General features: G+C 61.4%; 15 protein-coding genes, 1 tRNA gene and 1 pseudogene. 8 read left to right on the top strand and 9 right to left on the bottom strand.

Annotated elements, in window-relative coordinates; genetic code table 11:
* Positions 1–116: 116 nt before the first annotated feature.
* Positions 117–248, bottom strand: a pseudogene (locus tag AC066Y_RS32895) (LysR family transcriptional regulator); the annotation flags it as partial.
* 176 nt (positions 249–424) lie between these two features.
* Here AC066Y_RS32895 and AC066Y_RS32890 point away from each other — a divergent pair.
* From AC066Y_RS32890 to AC066Y_RS32880, 3 genes are read left to right on the top strand one after another with little or no spacing between them, the layout of a single operon-like run.
* Positions 425–1171 (top strand): SDR family NAD(P)-dependent oxidoreductase, encoded by a 747-nt coding sequence (locus AC066Y_RS32890; protein WP_478277503.1) that lies wholly within the window; start codon positions 425–427, stop codon positions 1169–1171.
* A gap of 37 nt (positions 1172–1208) precedes the next feature.
* Complete coding sequence (locus AC066Y_RS32885; protein ID WP_478277502.1) at positions 1209–1955, top strand: SDR family oxidoreductase; 747 nt, start codon at positions 1209–1211, stop codon at positions 1953–1955.
* A 16-nt stretch (positions 1956–1971) separates the two neighbouring features.
* The gene (locus AC066Y_RS32880) at positions 1972–2655 is read left to right on the top strand and encodes a glutathione S-transferase family protein (protein WP_478277501.1); all 684 of its coding nucleotides are present in this window, start codon (positions 1972–1974) and stop codon (positions 2653–2655) included.
* Between the two features lie 3 nt (positions 2656–2658).
* Here AC066Y_RS32880 and AC066Y_RS32875 read toward each other — a convergent pair whose 3' ends face one another.
* The gene (locus AC066Y_RS32875) at positions 2659–3678 is read right to left on the bottom strand and encodes an adenylate/guanylate cyclase domain-containing protein (RefSeq protein ID WP_478277500.1); all 1020 of its coding nucleotides are present in this window, start codon (positions 3676–3678) and stop codon (positions 2659–2661) included.
* Positions 3679–3826: 148 nt separating this feature from the next.
* Positions 3827–4669, bottom strand: coding sequence for an SDR family NAD(P)-dependent oxidoreductase (locus AC066Y_RS32870; protein WP_478277499.1), 843 nt, complete (start codon positions 4667–4669; stop codon positions 3827–3829).
* Between the two features lie 177 nt (positions 4670–4846).
* Here AC066Y_RS32870 and AC066Y_RS32865 point away from each other — a divergent pair, with 177 nt between their 5' ends.
* From AC066Y_RS32865 to AC066Y_RS32850, 4 genes are all read left to right on the top strand, one after another.
* Positions 4847–5809, top strand: coding sequence for a sensor histidine kinase (locus AC066Y_RS32865; protein WP_478277498.1), 963 nt, complete (start codon positions 4847–4849; stop codon positions 5807–5809).
* Between the two features lie 213 nt (positions 5810–6022).
* Positions 6023–7795 carry a putative bifunctional diguanylate cyclase/phosphodiesterase gene (locus AC066Y_RS32860; protein WP_478277497.1) on the top strand — a complete coding sequence of 591 codons (1773 nt, stop codon included), beginning with the start codon at positions 6023–6025 and terminating at the stop codon, positions 7793–7795.
* A 204-nt stretch (positions 7796–7999) separates the two neighbouring features.
* A complete protein-coding gene (locus AC066Y_RS32855) occupies positions 8000–8608 on the top strand; it encodes a sll1863 family stress response protein (RefSeq protein WP_456759626.1) in 609 nt (202 codons plus the stop codon).
* A 50-nt stretch (positions 8609–8658) separates the two neighbouring features.
* Positions 8659–9063, top strand: coding sequence for a YccF domain-containing protein (locus AC066Y_RS32850; RefSeq protein ID WP_163160147.1), 405 nt, complete (start codon positions 8659–8661; stop codon positions 9061–9063).
* Between the two features lie 37 nt (positions 9064–9100).
* Here the strand turns inward: AC066Y_RS32850 and AC066Y_RS32845 are convergent, their stop codons facing one another.
* Entirely contained in the window at positions 9101–10138 is a 1038-nt protein-coding gene (locus AC066Y_RS32845; RefSeq protein ID WP_478277496.1) for an alpha/beta fold hydrolase, read from the bottom strand.
* A gap of 105 nt (positions 10139–10243) precedes the next feature.
* On the bottom strand, positions 10244–11323 hold the full coding sequence (locus tag AC066Y_RS32840) for an LLM class flavin-dependent oxidoreductase (protein WP_478277495.1): 1080 nt from the start codon (positions 11321–11323) through the stop codon (positions 10244–10246).
* Positions 11324–11451: 128 nt separating this feature from the next.
* On the opposite strand from AC066Y_RS32840, the gene AC066Y_RS32835 reads away from it, so the two are divergent.
* Positions 11452–11528 (top strand) — tRNA-Arg (locus AC066Y_RS32835).
* A 92-nt stretch (positions 11529–11620) separates the two neighbouring features.
* On the opposite strand, the gene dgt is transcribed toward AC066Y_RS32835, so the two are convergent.
* The 4 genes from dgt to AC066Y_RS32815 all read right to left on the bottom strand — a co-directional run bounded on the left by dgt (position 11621) and on the right by AC066Y_RS32815 (position 16481).
* Positions 11621–13177, bottom strand: coding sequence for a dGTP triphosphohydrolase (dgt, locus tag AC066Y_RS32830; protein ID WP_478277494.1), 1557 nt, complete (start codon positions 13175–13177; stop codon positions 11621–11623).
* 888 nt (positions 13178–14065) lie between these two features.
* Complete coding sequence (locus AC066Y_RS32825; protein ID WP_478277506.1) at positions 14066–15667, bottom strand: caspase family protein; 1602 nt, start codon at positions 15665–15667, stop codon at positions 14066–14068.
* Positions 15668–15974: 307 nt separating this feature from the next.
* Positions 15975–16181, bottom strand: a complete 207-nt coding sequence (locus AC066Y_RS32820) for a hypothetical protein (protein WP_478277493.1) — start codon at positions 16179–16181, stop codon at positions 15975–15977.
* 36 nt (positions 16182–16217) lie between these two features.
* Complete coding sequence (locus tag AC066Y_RS32815; RefSeq protein WP_478277492.1) at positions 16218–16481, bottom strand: hypothetical protein; 264 nt, start codon at positions 16479–16481, stop codon at positions 16218–16220.
* Between the last annotated feature and the right edge of the window lie 33 nt (positions 16482–16514).

Below are 16514 nucleotides of genomic sequence, written 5' to 3'. Positions count from 1 at the left end.
CAAGCGCGTTGCAAAGTACCGGTCGTCAGGCGGTGAAAAGCCGAAGGCAATCCTGTGCGCCTCGTCAGAGCAGATGTACGGCCGCATCAATCGGGCCCAAAAGCCGCACTCTCACGAATAGGACGGGCTAGATCGTGGATCTGGCGGCTCAGTGACGGCTGTGCGGTGTGCAGACGCTTTTGGGCCGCGACCGAAAGGCTGCCCTCCTCGGCCACGGCGACGAAATAACGGAGGTGTCGCAGTTCCATAGCTATTCCTCAAAAGTATACCTCAAACCCTACGAAGTCTTTCTCAAAGAAGCCAGCCTCTCCTAAATCTCCAGCCATTGAAGCCAAAACCTCGCAACGTCTTCGAGAGCTGCTGCGGTGGAAATTGGCGAACTAGGCCGATCGAGCATACCGGCCGTATCCGCTGGAGAGTAAGAATGAGCAACTCCGTCGTCCTGATCACAGGTGCCCTCACCGGTATCGGCCGCGCCACCGCGCTTGCCTTCGCCAGCGAGGGAGCGAGCGTCGTCGTTTCCGGCCGCCACGACGATGCCGGCCGTGCGCTGTCTGAAGAGCTCCGGTCGCTGGGCGTCGAAGCAGAATTCGTCCGCGCCGACGTGCGGCAAGAGCGCGACGTTTCGGCACTGGTCGAGCGGACGATCGAGCGGTTCGGCCGTCTCGACGTCGCAGTCAACAATGCCGGCACGGAAGGCACACCCGGACCAGTGACCGAGCAGACCGCGGAAAGCTACGCGGCGACTTTCGACACCAACGTTCTCGGTGTTCTCCTGTCGATGAAGCACGAACTCAGGATCATGCAGTCCCAGGGCTTCGGTAGCATCGTGAACATATCGTCGACCATGGGCAGCCGCGGAGCGCCGAATGCTTCGCTCTACGTTGCCAGCAAACACGCCGTTGAAGGCTTGACCAGATCCGCCGCTCTGGAGGCGGCCGCCTTTGGCGTCCGCGTCAACGCGATCGCGCCCGGTCCGATAGAGACCGCAATGCTCGACAGGTTCACGGGCTCCGCCGATCGCAAGGCCGGGATGGTTGCGGGGATTCCTATGAAGCGAGCGGGCCGCCCGGAGGAGCTCGCGGACGCCATCCTGTTCGCGGCGTCGAGCAAGGCATCGTTCATCACCGGCCAGATTATCAGCGTCAACGGCGGCAAGACCGCTGCGTGAAGACACCCCGATCACAAATCCAACCACGAGAACAACCATGACCGACCTCATCGGCCGAAGCGCCCTTGTCACCGGTGCCTCCCGAGGCATCGGCCGCGCCACCGCCCGCGCGCTCGCTCTCGCCGGCGCCCGCGTTATCGTTCACTACGGAAATTCCGCCGACGATGCGCATTCCCTGGTCGCGGAAATTCGCGAAGCCGGCGGGCAGGCCGACGCCGTCGGTGCCGATCTGTCCGCATCCGATGGCGCGCAGAGGCTGGCCGCCGAGGTGCGCAAGCTCGTCGTCGGCCAACTCGACATTCTTGTCGCCAACGCAGGAATTGCGGTGCCCGCGACCATCGAAGAGCAGACCGTCGAGGATTTCGATCGCATGTTCGCAGTCAACGTCCGCGCGCCGTTCTTCCTGGTGCAGCAGTTACTCCCCTTGTTGGGCGACGGCTCCAGTATCGTGATGACATCGTCATTGGCGGCGCGGGCTGCTGTGGGCCAGTTGTCGGCCTATTCTGCCACCAAGGGCGCGATCGACACGATGGTGAAGCACTTCGCGTCGCTGCTCGGGTCCCGCGGCATCCGCGTCAATGCCGTGGCGCCGGGCATCATCGACACCGACATGTCCGAATTCGCCAAGACGGATGAGGGCCGCGATTACGCGCTCAAGATGCAAGCCTTGCAACGGATCGGTCATGCCGACGACGTCGCGGACGCAGTGACCTTTCTCGCCTCGTATGCCGCGCGCTGGGTGACCGGCGATACCATCCAGGTCGGCGGCGGCTCAAAACTTTGAGTTCGGGAGACCAGCCATGAAACTCTACCAGTCTTCCGGTTCGCCCAATTCGCGTCGCATCAGGATTTATCTGGCAGAGAAGGGCATAACGATGCCCTTCGTGCCGGTCGATCTCGGTGCGCGGGAACAGTTCTCGGACGCCTACGCGGCGATCAACCCGCGACGCGTCGTGCCGGCCCTCGTTCTTGACGACGGGACGATCATCGCGGAGGTGTCGGCGATCATCCGTTATCTCGAAGAAGTGCAGCCGAATCCGCCATTGCTCGGAACTTTGCCCAAGGAAAAGGCAATGATCACCATGTGGGAGCGACGGATGGAGTTGGAGGGCTTCGCTTCGGTCATGGAGACCGTGCGCAACGGGGCGGCCGGCCTGAAAGGGCGCGCGATCGCAGGACCTCACGGCTACGATCAGATCCCCGAATTGGTCACCCGTGGTCAGCGCCGGATCGCTGACTTCTACGGCGATCTTGAGGTACGCCTGTCCGAGATGCCATTCGTAGCGGGTGACAAGTTCAGCATCGCCGACATCACGGCAATTGTCGCAACCGACTTCGCGAGCAAGGCATTGGGACTATCCACTCCACAGGAAAACGAGGGCGTCGCGCCGCTGGTACGATTCCATCGCTTCACGCCCGAGCATGACAGCTTCGGCGTCGAGCGCGATCAGATTTCCTGCGATTGGTCACCGCTTCCCGAGTGAAGGTTACGCCACCGCCCCGATCCCCACCACGTCGATGCCATCCACGCGGCCGCGGATCGGAAGCCGGCCGAGGTCGCTCAACGGAAATGGCGGCGGCGCGGCGAAGCGCGCCATTGCCGCGCGCGAGGCGAGGAAGCCGCCGTCGACCTTGCGGCTCAACTCCTCCAGCCGCGCCGCGGTGTTCATGACGTCGCCGTTGAACACGATGGCCGGCTTGATGTCGCCGATCTCGCCGACGATCACCGGCCCGAAATGCAGGCTGCCCCGGATCTGCGGTGCCGCGCCGAACTCGCGCTCGAACTGCGGCGCCGCCTTCTGCAGCGCTGCGCGCATCGCCACGAAGCAGCGCAGCGGCCGGCAATCGACAGCACCGGCGCGTTCCGGCCAGGTCACTATGATCTCGTCGCCGACATAGTTCAGCACCTCGCCGCGATAATCCACGACCGACTCCGTGAGCAGGCGAAAGGTGCGGTCGAGGAAACGATGAATGCCGATGCCGCCGAGCCGTTCGGCAAGCCCGGTCGAGCCTGCGATATCGACGAACAGCACGAAGCGGTTCTCCTCGACCGGGGAGTGATAGCGGCCAGAGACAAAGTTCATGAAGACGCGCGGGCCGATCAGATTGGCGATGCTGAAACCCAGGTTCAGCAGCACCGAGACCGCGGCGGAATAGGCGATGCTGACGCCGAAATCCGCGATCGAGGTTTGCAGCGGAAAGCCAGCAACCCGTTCGCCGACCTGGAGCAATTGTATGGCGATGATGATGACAGCGTAGATCGTGCTGCGCACGGCAAGAAGCCCGACGAAGGACAAGCGATTGAGCCGCTCCATCATCGGGCCCTGAAGGATGAATAGTTCGATCCCTCCGATCGCCACGCAGGTGACGAACGCATAAGCGAATCCCGCAACCAGCGGTCCAAACGTGTGGCGGCCTTGCACGAGATTGATTCCGATGCTCGCCACCGCGCCCGCGACAATGACGGCGACGAGATAGCGCAGCCGGCGTTCAAGCTTCGCGTTCATGCGAAACACGGCCAACAGCAGACCGCAATTGTGTATGCCATCGTGCGCTCTCCCCAACGTCATTGCGAGGAGCGAAGCGACGAAGCAATCCATCTGCCGGCTAGCGGCACGATGGATTGCCTCGCTTCGCTCGCAATGACGGATGCGACTACCCTGCCCCCTGATCGAACGCCTTGCGCAGCGCGACGTAGCCCGTCTGCTGCTGGCTCCAGTTGCGGCCGCCGGTCATGGCGCCATCGACGACGAGGTCGTGGCCGTTGATGAAGCTCGATTCGTCGCTCGCCAGGAACACCGCGGCATGCGCGATGTCGTCGGGCAAGCCCGCGCGCGGGATCGGCTGTGCCGCCTTGTAGACCTCACGCATGACGGCCGGGGTCTGCTCGGCGGCTTCGGTCGACAACCCCAACGCCTTGCCGAAAATGCCGGTGGCGATCGCACCGGGCGAGATCGAGTTGACGCGGATGCCGGACTCGCCGAGCTCCATCGCCACGCATTTGGTGAAATGAATCACCGCGGCCTTCGCGGCGCCGTAGACCATCGACGACGAGAAGCCGGCCAGCCGGCCGGCAATGCTGCCATTGTTGATGATGCTGCCGGAGCCCTGTTGGCGCATGATGGGCGCAACATGCTTCATGCCGAGCATGACGCTGCGTACCAGGGTTGCCATCGCGGCGTCGAACCGCTCGACGTCGAGGCCCTCGATGCCGCCGGTCTGCGCCGGGCCGCCGGCGTTGTTGAACAGGCAGTCGATCCGGCCGAATTTCTCCGCCGCAAGCGCGATCAACGCCTGCATCTGCTGCTCGACCGTGACGTCGGTCTGGCGAAAGATGCAGTTGCCGCCGAGCCGGCGCGCCAGTGCCTCGCCCTCCGGCGCGCGGCGCCCGGCGATCACGATCCTCGCGCCCTCCGCGACAAAAACCTCGGCCGTGCGCAACCCGATGCCGCTGGTCGCCCCAGTGATCACCGCAACCTTGCCATCCAGCCGTCCCATGCGATCCCCCAACTGACGTTTGATGTTGCGGATATTCCCCAGCCGCTCCCGCCAACGCAAGCGCAGGTGCGGTTAACGGCCGGCGAGGTCCGCCTGTGGCCAGAAGGCCACAACTGCGGTTTTTCGGTCGCAGCGGCCTTATTTTGGATCGCCTGTTCACGTGAACTGGAACGACCGATGGTGAAGTGGATCGACGATTTCAGGGCGGGTTGGCGGGGCGATTCCCAGCCATCGGTGTTGCTTGCGGTCGCCTTCGCCGTGCTCTGTCTCGTTTTGGCCACGGCCGCGCGCTTCGGGCTCGCCCAGATCAGGCCGGACGTGTTCTTCACGCCCTATTTCCCGGCGGTGTTCTTCGCGACCGCCCTTGGCGGCTTCCGGATCGGGATTGCAACCGCGCTGGCCAGCGGCCTCCTCGGCGTCGTGCTCAATTTCAGCGGCGCGCATGCCGATCCGGCGCGCTTTGCACTGCTGATGATCTTCTGGGTGGTGTGCGGCATCGCGATCTGGGGCGTGGAGCACTACCGTTCCCTGGTCGCGCAGCAGCGCGAAGTGTCCAAGCGGCTGATCGAGGAGGAGCAGTACCGCAAGGTCGTGGTCGACGAGTTGCAGCACCGGCTGAAGAACAAATCCTCGACCATTCACGCCGTGCTGCACCAGGCGTTGCAGGACCGGCCCGATGTCTGGCAGCGCATCGATCATCGCATCCGTGCGCTCTCGGCGACCGACGATCTGATCGCGCGGGTAGACGGCTATGGCTGCGATATCAAGGATTTGCTGCGCTCGGAGCTCGGGCCCTACGGCCATGTGCGGTTCAATCTCAATGGCGAGCAATTGTTCCTGCCCGCCAAGCTCGCTGTCTCGCTGGCGCTGATCTTCCATGAGCTCGCAACCAACGCCGGAAAATACGGCGCCTTCTCCTCGCCGCGCGGATTTCTGCAGGTGTCATGGACGGTGGACGATGGGCGTCTCAACGTGATCTGGGACGAAACCGAGGGACCGGTGGTCGAGGTCATCGGCGAAGCCGGCTTCGGCACCAAGCTGTTGAAGTCGGCGCTGCGGCCGTTCGACGGCAAGACCGAGATCAGTTACCTGAAGACCGGTGTTCACTGCATCATGCAGTGCAATCTGCCCAACTGTTGATAAGTCCGCTTTTCGGTACACGCGCTTTATTTGCGCGTGCCGATGCAACCGCGCGCGCCGCAATCGCTTTCACCGACGGCCGATGCCGATATTGATACTCTGTTAATGACGATTGCCGCGACGGCTTGCGAAAGCAGCCCGGGTCTCTTTCTGTCACGGCATTTCGCAAGTCCGCTTAACCAAAACTACACCGGACTTTGCCAAGGTCGGCGCATGCATAGTTTCACCAAAAACGATTTTCAGGCGGGCACGGCAGCGACCGGGCAAGACGACATTTCCAGCAATGAATTGCACATCCTGCGCGATCTTCTCCAACTGCTGCCGGCCGGCGTGACCGTCCAGGACGAGCAGGGCCAGTTCATCCTGGTGAACGAAGCGGCAGCGAGCCAGTTGCAGCTGGCCGCCGGCGCGAGCGAGCCATCGCCGGTCGACGAACGCCACGCCGCCAATTTGGAGCTCTTGCGCAGCGGCCGTCCGGTGGTGCTCGAGGAAGTCCTCGCCTGCGGCGCATCCAAATACGTGTTCCTCACCGCGCACCGGCCGGTCCAGATCGCCGGCCGCAATCTCCTGATTTCGACCTCGACCGACATCAGCGAGCAGAAGGCGTTCGAGGATCAGCTGTTCCGCTCGGCCTATTACGATGAACTGACCGGCCTGCCGACCCGGCGGGTGATCGAGCATCGCGTCAACGGCCTGATCCGCGACTCCGCGCAGAGCCATTTCGCGCTCGCCTTCCTCGACGTCGACAACTTCAAGCACATCAACGACTATTACGGCCACGCGATCGGCGATGCGCTGCTGGTCGAGCTGTCAAAGCGGCTCGGCCACGCGCTGCGCGAGACCGATATCCTGTCACGGATCTCCGGCGACGAATTCCTGCTGCTGCTGAACCCGATCAGCGACAACGACGAGGTCGCCGAATTCATCCACGTCATGCAGGAGCGGCTGAAGGCGCCGTTCTTCATCGAGGACTCCGAGATCTTCGCCTCGACCTCGATCGGCGTCAGCCTCCACCCCATGCATGGCAGGAGCTACGAGGCGCTGCGCCAGAACGCCGACATCGCGATGTACCGCGTCAAGAACAACGGCAAGGGCGCGACCGCGTTCTTCGACAACAGCATGGAGCGCGAGGCGCTGGCGCGGATGAAGATCGAGCAGTCGCTGCGGCTGGCGATCCTGGAAAAGCGCTTCTGCTGCGCATTCCAGCCCAAGGTCGATATCCGCACCCAGGAGATCAAGGGCATCGAGGCGCTGGTCCGGCTGCGCGACGACGAGGGCGTGATCCAGGCGCCGGGCACCTTCATCAACCTCGCCGTGGAGCTCGGCCTGATCGACGAGCTGACGTTTCTGGTGCTGGCGGAGATCGTCAAGTCAATCGACCTGATCAACGACACGTTCGGCCCCACGGCGACGATCAGCATCAATGTCGCCGCCAAGCAGGCCTCCAACGTCGAGTTCATGCGCCGCTTCGCGCGCGCGATCGAGGAGACCGGCTTCCCGAAACGCTTCATGATCGAGGTGACCGAGGACGCGTTCGTGACCCGATCGCATTTCCAGGACCAGATCCTGCCTATCCTGCGCGGCATCGGCGTCGGCATCTCGATCGACGATTTCGGCATCGGCTATTCGTCGCTATCGGCGCTCGCCGACATCACCGCCGACGAGATCAAGATCGATCGCTCGTTCATCACCGACATCCATCAGCGGCCGCGCAGCCAGGGCATCCTGCGCGCGATCGAATCGCTGAGCGAAGCGCTTGGCATGACCGTGATCGCCGAAGGCATCGAATCCTACGAGGAGCTCACCTATCTGCAGGCGGCGACCAAGATCCGCTACGCCCAGGGCTTTTACTTCGCCAAGCCGATCTTCCTCGAGGACCTGAAGCCGGCGACGCCGGTCGCCAGCGAGACCCGCGCCAGCATGGCGGCGCGCCCGGCCCAGGAGGGCCGCCAGAGTTATTCGCGCGCGAGCGGTTTCAGGCGGTAAGCGCTCGCCCTGGTCCCTCGCGTGCAGTGCTATTGCATGTAGAGACCAGGCTGTCGCAGGCGAGATGCCGCGCTTTGCTCTTCACCCGGCGATGGGGACGCGCGGTCGCTGGTGCGCTGCCGAAGGACGACGAATTGACACAGGTCAACACGACCTCGGCCAACTTAGGCGATCCTTTGACTTGGCTGTCAAGCGGAGGCCGTCATGTCAGAGCAGAGCAGCGTGCACTTGTACCTGAATTGGGCCAAGGAACGGATCGACGAAATGGATGCTGCGCTCGCGTCGTTCGAGATCAAGGCCGGCGGGGCCACGACAGAGGCAATGGTCAAGGCGGATCAGATCGTCGCCGATCTGAAACGGCGCCGCGACGAGTTTCAGGCACGACTCAAGACGCAAGCAGAGGCAGGCGAAGCCGCTTGGACACGCACCAAGGCGGAGCTGGAAAATCAGTGGAACGAGTTCGAGGCGCAGATGAAGACTTACTTCGAGTGCGCCGGTAAGCAGATCGAGCAGCAGCAGGCCACGTTCAAGCAGGTCGCGGCGGCGCAAGCAAAGGCTTGGGGCGAGGCGGCAGACAAGTTCCGCGAGGCCGCGGGAAAAGTGGTTGCTGCCCACACCGGTGACTTCGACGCCGCGCTCAAACAAATGAAGTCCGACGCGACTGAGGCGGAAGCGCGTCTGCAGAAGTTGAAACACGCCGGCAGCGAATCGTGGTCTGTGCTGAGTGAGGCGTTAGCGCAATCCCGCAAGGCGTTCGATCAGGCCAATCAGGCCGCTTGGGACGCGCTGAAAGGTACCGGCTCCAAGCGTTGAGGTTGATTCGGGGCTACCGTGCCGTTACGATTGGCACAAAGGTGTCAGCCATGCAGCCTGTGTCTATCCTCCTGAACATCCTCTGGATCCTGATCGGCGGCGCCTGGATGGCGTTCGGCTGGCTGATCGCCGCGGTGATCATGGCGATCACCATCATCGGGCTGCCCTGGGCGCGCGCGGCGTTCAACATCGCGGTCTACACACTGCTGCCGTTCGGCTCGCGTGCGGTACGGCGCGATGAGGTCACCGGCATGTCCGATATCGGAACCGGACCGCTCGGCGTGATCGGCAATCTGATCTGGTTCATCCTGGCCGGCTGGTGGCTTGCGATCGGCCATCTGATCACCGCCATCCTGCTCGCGGTGACCATTATCGGCATCCCCTTCGCTTGGGCGCATCTCAAGCTTGCCGGCATTGCGCTGTGGCCGATCGGCAAGGTGATCGTGCCGGCGTAAGGCGATCACATCGCGATCAGCGGGCTTCGCGCGAACTCTAGCGCGCGGCCTCGCAGCCGGGGATGTCGAACACCGCGGTGAGGCCGCAGGGTGAGTTGAGCATCTTGCCGCCCTCGTGGCCGACGCCGGGCACATCCCACACGCTGTGGTTCGGCGTGCCGTTGTCACGGGCCTGCATCGCCTCGACATAGGAATGGCCGCGCGCGTAGCGATATGGCCCTTCGGCTTCCGCCATGCAGGATTTGTCGAGTGCGGGATGATTGGGGTTGGTGTCGAGCGTTCCCAAGAGATAGATCACGCGGCGCGCGACGTAGGCCTGCTCCAGCGCGGCCGGGGTCGGCTCGGCGAGATAGGGCGGGCGATCGTCCATGCCGAACTTCCAGCTGTTGTAGCCTTCGCACTTCGCCGCGATCGTAGGCTCCGGCCGCTCCTTGGTGAAATAGGCGTAGGAGGACGGATTGGCGACCACGTAGCGCACGCCGATGCCCTCGCGCAGCAGCACCTGATCGCCCTTCACCGCGATCGCATAACGCTGCACCACCTGGCCGCCGCCGGAATGGCCGAACACGACGACCTGCTTCAGGTTCGGAAACAGCTTGCGGTCGCCGAGCCTGGCCAGGATCGCATCGAGCGCCTCGAACGAGCTCGCCGGGTTCGGCGCGACCGCGGGCTCGCCGCCCTGCCAGCCATAGAGGCTCCAGCGCAGCGTTTCCGCCGGCAGCTTGAACGCCTCGACATCAGGCTCGATCAAAAATTGCGGCGCGATCATCAGCGTGCTCTTGCCGACATCGCCGGCCGCGGCCTGCGCGCTGAGCGCCGCGCGGAAATAGTCGTCGGCGTTGCGCAGTACCCCGTGCAGCACCAGCACCGCGCGGGTGACGTCCGGCAGCGGATTGGACCAGTCGGCCGAGAGGTAGACCGGAAACGTCGCGCTGCCGACGGCAATGCGACCGCTGGCGATCTCCTTGACCGGCTTCTGGTCGCGCTCGATCTGCGCCTGCGTTGCCGACACGATCGGCGCGTGAACCGTCGCGATGAGCAGTATCAACGCCGCAAGCCAGGCTCGGTGATGCATGGTTCAGTCTCCATTGATGCCGCGAGGCACGATGCAATCCGGCTGGATCATGGCGCGTCGGGCGCCGATTCACCCATGAATTTTCGGAAAGCTTCCGGGTACACCTCACGCCGCGAGCCGTCCGCGATTGTTCGCCGCGAGGATCGGACGGATCAGGCGGCCGAACCGCTCGGCCTCCTCGTCGTGCAGATAGCCGGACAGGCAGAAGGAGTGACAGCCGCCATCGATGAACTGCTGCAAGGTCGCGGCGCATTGTTCGGGGTTGCCGACAACCGCGATGCCGGCACCGGGCCGCACCTTGGTGATGCCGGTCCACAGATGCGGCATCAACAGGTCGCCGTAGTCGCGCGCGAGCTGCTGCACGCGCTGGTTGGCCTCGGACCTGACATAGAGCGTCTTCATTTCCTGCTTCTGCCGCTCGGTGGCGTGGCGCACCAGCCGGTCGGCCGCCTCCCAGGCATCCGCCTCATTCTCCCGGCAGATCACCTGCAGCCGCATGCCGAAGCCGATCGCGTCCTCGCGGCCGTGCGCCCGCGCCATCCGCCTGATCTCGGCGATATTCTCCGCGATGCGCTCCGGCAGATCGCCCCAGAACAGATGGACGTCGGAATGCTTCGCCGAGACCTCCCAGGCCTGCCGCGAGCCGCCGCCGAGATAGAATCTTGGAAATGGCTGCTGCAGCGGACGCGGCCGGATATGCGCGCCCGAGATGGTGTGAAACTTGCCTTGGAAGTTGACCGGCCCGCGCGTCGTCCACAGCGCTTTCAGGATCGAGACCTCTTCCTCCATCAGCGCGTAGCGCTCCTCCTTGGCGTAGCGCACGCCTTCGGCCTCGACCTCGCTCTCGTTCTGCCCGGCGATCAGGTTGATGCAGATCCGCCCGCCCGACATCTGGTCGAAGGTCGAGATCATCTTTGCCATCAGCACCGGGTTGATATAGCCCGGCCTTGCTGCAATCAGCGGCTTGATCCGCGCCGAGCGTGCCGCCATGAAGGCGCCGGATATCCAGGCCTCCCAGCACACCGAGCCGACCGGGATCAGCAGATATTCAAACCCGGCATCCTCGGCCGCCTTGACCACGCGGTCGCAGAGTTCCGGCGACCCCGCGACCTGCGCCTCCATCAGCCCATAGGCCGTGGTGTCGCCATGCGTGGGCAGATACCAGCCGAATTCCAGCGGACGCATGGGCACCCCCCTCGAAAGACAGCCTTTTCCGCAAGACCTGTCATATTGGCGCAGGCAGTTTACAGCCCTTGACCGGCCGGACAACGCCGTTGCCGACCCGGAGCCAATCAGCTAAATGGTGCCTGCACGCACCCGTAGCTCAGCTGGATAGAGCGTTGCCCTCCGAAGGCAAAGGTCACACGTTCGAATCGTGTCGGGTGCGCCAGTAAAATCAGGTACTTCCTAAATTTTGATGCCGCCTTGGAACTGTCCGGGTAAGCACCGGGTAAGCACCTGGCGCTATTTGCTTGGACGGCTCTAGTGTTGCTTCTGGATGGACGGAGCTGCGCGTCCCAATATCCGCTCGTAGAATTCGAGACAGTACGAGTCGGTCATTCCTGCAATGTAGTCACATATACAGCGCTGCTTCCATGCGGTATCGCCAGGATTTGCTTCGATCAAAACTCGCCAATCCTCCGGCATCAGGAGATAGCCGCCGTCTTCTTTCAGTTCGCCAAAGATCTGTTCAATAACCCACCGGCCGCGGTTCTCCGCCGATTTTAGGCGCGAGGACATGATAACGGCTTCGAAGGATAACGTTTTAAGAACTTCGACAGCCAAGAACGCCTCAATAGAAAGCGTCACTTTTGATAGTGCCGGATGCAGTTCATCAAACTGGGAAATCTCTGCAGCGCGAATGAAGCGACCCACGAGTTGCGAAGTGAATTCCGTTCGGTAATAGCCGTTGTGACACAGGTTCTGGGCCGTGCTGGCCGTGAGGGATACAACTGCAGCATTATACTCGTCAGATGCAATCGCCCCCTCCGTGAAAAGCGCATCGGGAACTTCAACGTTCAGCACGCCTGCAAATATTCGGCGAAGCGTTGCGTTGTACTCTACCAAAGTGAAGCGCCTCTCAGGGGCCGGAAGGTGCCCATAGGTCGCGCTCAGCCTGCCTTGAATTTTTTCGACTATCGAGGACTTGGCGACATCGGGCATCGCGATAATTGATAAAGGGGTGAGGAAACCGCCCTTGAACGCATCTTCGAGGTCATAGGTCGAGTATGCGATGTCATCTGCTATGTCCATGATCGAACATTCGATCGTCTTCATCTTGCCGTCGAAATCGCTCCCGACAACCTTCGCTTTTATCCGCTCGACTAATTCTCGTTCGTCAAACGAATATCCTTTGACCGGATGCTTTTCGTTCTGGGCTTGGCGCCTTGCGTCGGTGTTACGCGGAATCACGCTGTCATATTTCAGAATCGCTGCGAGCGACCTGTACGTCAGATTCAGACCTAACCTGCAATCGCGACCACTCGCAAACGGCGTCGGGATTTCATGCGTATGCGGATACGTGAGGGTTTGCTTCTTCTCTAAGCGCGAGAGAATTCGCAGGGTCTGCGCGTTTCCTTCAAATCCGCCATACTCCACCATATGGCGATCTAGTTCCGCTTCGCCGTTGTGACCAAAGGGTGGATGGCCTACATCGTGTGCCAAACCGGCAAACTCAACAAGATCCGTATTGATATTGAAGGTTCGAAAGTAGTCGTGTTCATCGTTCAGCTTGATAGCAATTGATTTCGCTATCTGAGCCACCTCCAACGAATGCGACATTCGATTACGGAAAAAGTCGTTTTCCTGGCAGGGGAAAAGTTGCGCCTTACCCTGCAATCGTCGAAACGAAGGACAATGAATTAACCGGGCATAATCACGTCGGAATTCGCTGCGGTACCGCTCTGGCGAAAGTTCATCGGCCGCAGCAGGCTCCGTGGTCCGCCTTGCGTCACTGTCTGTATATAGAGGAGGGAGAGAAGAGCTGCCCTTACCGGTCCGACTTAGGGCTGATAGTAATTTTTGGCTTTTCGGAGCCATGCGTAGTTTTCAACCGTATGGTCGGCGCGGAGGAAACCTTTGATCCATGGGCCGTCAGCATGGAGGCGTGCGATTGCGTAGCCTCTTTTCTTGCACCCTTGGTTGCTGCGGAGTCAACGCGGTCAAGTAGCTTCGTCATGATTCATCTCCAGGTCCCAAAACGTAACCGCAACGCGATGTCAAAATTCTTAACTCGCTGGGCGGGAACACCTGTTTTTTGCTATGAAGCACAGTAGATCGCTGATTTGCGGCAAAAATCAACAGCTCGGCCGACCGCCCACGTCGCCCAGTCGCTAGGCAGCGCCTCGTCCGCGCCCCCTCAGTAGAAGCGGTCTAGAACCGCAGGAGAACGATCACGAGCCCCGTCAACGCAGGTTGACGCGGCCAATCGACCGAACTGGGCTGGGCGCTTCCTTGACCGTCTAATTGCGCTCTAGCGGCAAATAACTATTTCTCACAATCCCCAGATTGCACAAGCTTCGATTGGCGCGAGCGCTCTTTTGGCAACACAAACAGGTGCCGCCCTGCGCCTGGCTGGTGCGGAGTAAACCCAATCGGATTACCCCCAAGTCTCCCCTCTGTCAGTCTCGGCAAGTGCCGGTGCTCAAAGCGGCGTTGGCGCACAGCTGAAATGTCCTTCGATCTCGGCAACTGGCCTGCCGGCACAAAGAAGCTATTGCGCGATAGCGGCGCACGTTCTCCATAGCCCGGTCATGCCTGGATCTCCCCATGTCTTTCCCGGGCGCGAACTTGCGGCAGAACTGTTTTCGATCCGTTAGCGGCCGCGGCGGAAATACCAGATGGTTGGCAAAACGTTGCTGCACGACGGCCGACAAAGCGTCCACATCGGACGCTCCCCTGCGCAGCACAGGACGATTGATCGAGTTGCTATCGCGTCGACGTTACACCGGAATTGTTCCAAGTCGCGAACGCATCCGATAAAACCTTCTCCCCGGAGATTCCCTTCTCCAATGCGAGAATTGCTCGGCGCCCATTTGCATACACCAAGGGTATGTCGAACCACGCGCGCTCCTTTAGTAATTGGATATTCCGCGAGCGGTCGGCATCGACATTGGAGAGTCCAACCAGAAAGATGCCATCGGTGACCTTAACGGCAAGACCCGCAAGGGGTGTACCTCGCGCCTGCTCATTAAACTTCATTAGCATTCCGGGCACATTGCTAATCGCTCCGCCAACAAAGCCAGGCGGAAGAATGAAGGTCATTTGAACCGTGTGGCTCGCCGGCAGCGATCGATCCGTGTTGCGGCGGAGCGACATCGTCATCTTGAATTTGCGGTCTGGAATATCGATGTCGGCACGTGCTGCAACGTCGGACTTCTGGCTACCTAACACCTGCTCGGTACGCCAAACTACCGTCCCGACAAATTGCCTGCCCTTTGGGTCCGCCGGATCCTCGTCATAGAGGACAGCCCGTTGCTGAAGAGAACTCGGCGAGATTTGCTGGGTCAACGCTGCGCCGGGCGAAGAAGGCGGGATCGACGCGATCTGGGGCGATGCAGTCGCGACAATTTCATCCAGACGCGCTCGCGCAAGGGTAGCGTAGAAGCTATTGCCGTACTGCTTGATGAAGGCCTCAAGCACCGCTCTACTCTTTGTTTCCTTTGCAGCGTTCCAAGCAAGAGCCGCCTCGCTAGTAGCCGGATCGGCGCTCGTGGGCGACGCCGGCGATAAAGCAGGTGCAGCGACGAAATAGAATCTCCCGTTGATTGGAGACGAAGAAAGCCAAGGCTGCTGTGTGCCACCGGTTGATCGCTTCACGGCAAGACCAACCTCATTGAAAAAATCAAAAACACCAAGGCCAGGTCGACGCAACGTTTGGACAAGCGCCTTGGTGTATGGGCTATCTCCATCGATCCCGTCCTGCGCGACATTTCCCGGTTGAGTGGCATAGGAAATGAGCGTTCCTTCGGGTGCATTCATTTGAGCCAAGCCCCCACTTGCAGAGCGCAGACCGCGACCTCCAAAAGGATTGTTACGGCAAGCGTCGAGAATGACGAAGTTCAGCTTTGTGCCAGCCCCTTCCATCTGGCGGAGAACCAAATTGACATCCACCATCTGAAAATCGACATCAGCTTCCTTGGTTGGATTCGCGCTGACGGGGACTAGATAATTTGCCCCTCGCACCTGCACGCCGTGACCGGCATAGTAGAATAGCGCTACGTCTGCGCCGGCAATTTGATCACCAAGCGATTGAACTACAGCATCGAAGCGCCCCTTATCTAAGTCAATCTGAGCCCCTCCACCTATCAGAGAAAAGCCGGCGCTCCGCAAGGCGTCCGCCATTAGCCTCGCATCGTTCGTGGGGTTCTCGAGTGGCGAAACGTGCAAGTAGCCTGAATTGCCCACCACCAAAGCGACACGCTTTTCGAGGAGTGCCTTATCAGCAACTTGAGCATGCGCAATACCGCCGAGCGATCCCAGAATCAGGATCAAAGCCACGCAGTGCGCAATCAATCCAGGTGTGCGCATTTCACAAAACCCGATTTGTTTGACTGACCAAAGATTCTGCAATTTCGCTGATCGACTTATTGAAGCGCAACTAACGCGGGAGATCAATCCGGGGGCGCCACGTTTCATTGGCGGTCGCGCCGACTGAACATGTTGCGAAATCCTCGCGGCAGCCGCGGAAGTTCATCATCCGGCTTCGGCCAATTGCACTTCGGGCAGGGAGCGCCAGCACCGCCGCCTCTGCAGGCGTGGTTGCCGGTCCATGGCTGATCCGGATGGTTCTCGCAGACCCAGCCGGTATCGTCGCAAAGGATGCATGCTGGCTCGGTCATCGCAGCCTTTCGAATAGATCCTTGATCTCGCTCAGCCGCAACTTGGTGCCGCCCGGCATGTGCTCGAGCAGCATGTGCCTCGTGCCGACGGCGATCCGGTCACGGCGGATGTCATCGCGCTCGGCGTGATAAGCCTGCATGTCCGCGGCGAAGCGCCGGGCGACCCCAGGCGGGATTTCGAGCGGCTTCCGGGTGATGGCCATGCTTGGAAGATAAGCACTCGACCGGGATTATGCGAATCAGCCCGAGACGCCCTTGGCGAAGTTGATCACCTCGCCCCAGTCGAGCCGGGTGTCGACCCAACCGACGTTGCCGCACGCGGTGCACTTCAGGTGTGCCGAGATATCGTACCAGTCCCAGTCCGGCAGGTCGGCAAGCTTCAGCCGGCCATTGTGGTGCTGACAGCCGACGCAGAACACCAGCACCGTTTTGAAGCCGGCGTTGCGATCGACGGGACCGGACCAGTAGCGGAGGAAGTGAGCGGGCTTGCGGGGCCAGGGCATGCGCCGATAATCGCGCCGATCGCGCGCGGAGCG

It is taken from the genome of Bradyrhizobium sp. USDA3010 (assembly GCF_056429065.1).
The sequence above is the reverse complement of the archived record's forward strand: the minus strand, read 5'-3'. Positions and strand labels throughout refer to the sequence as shown.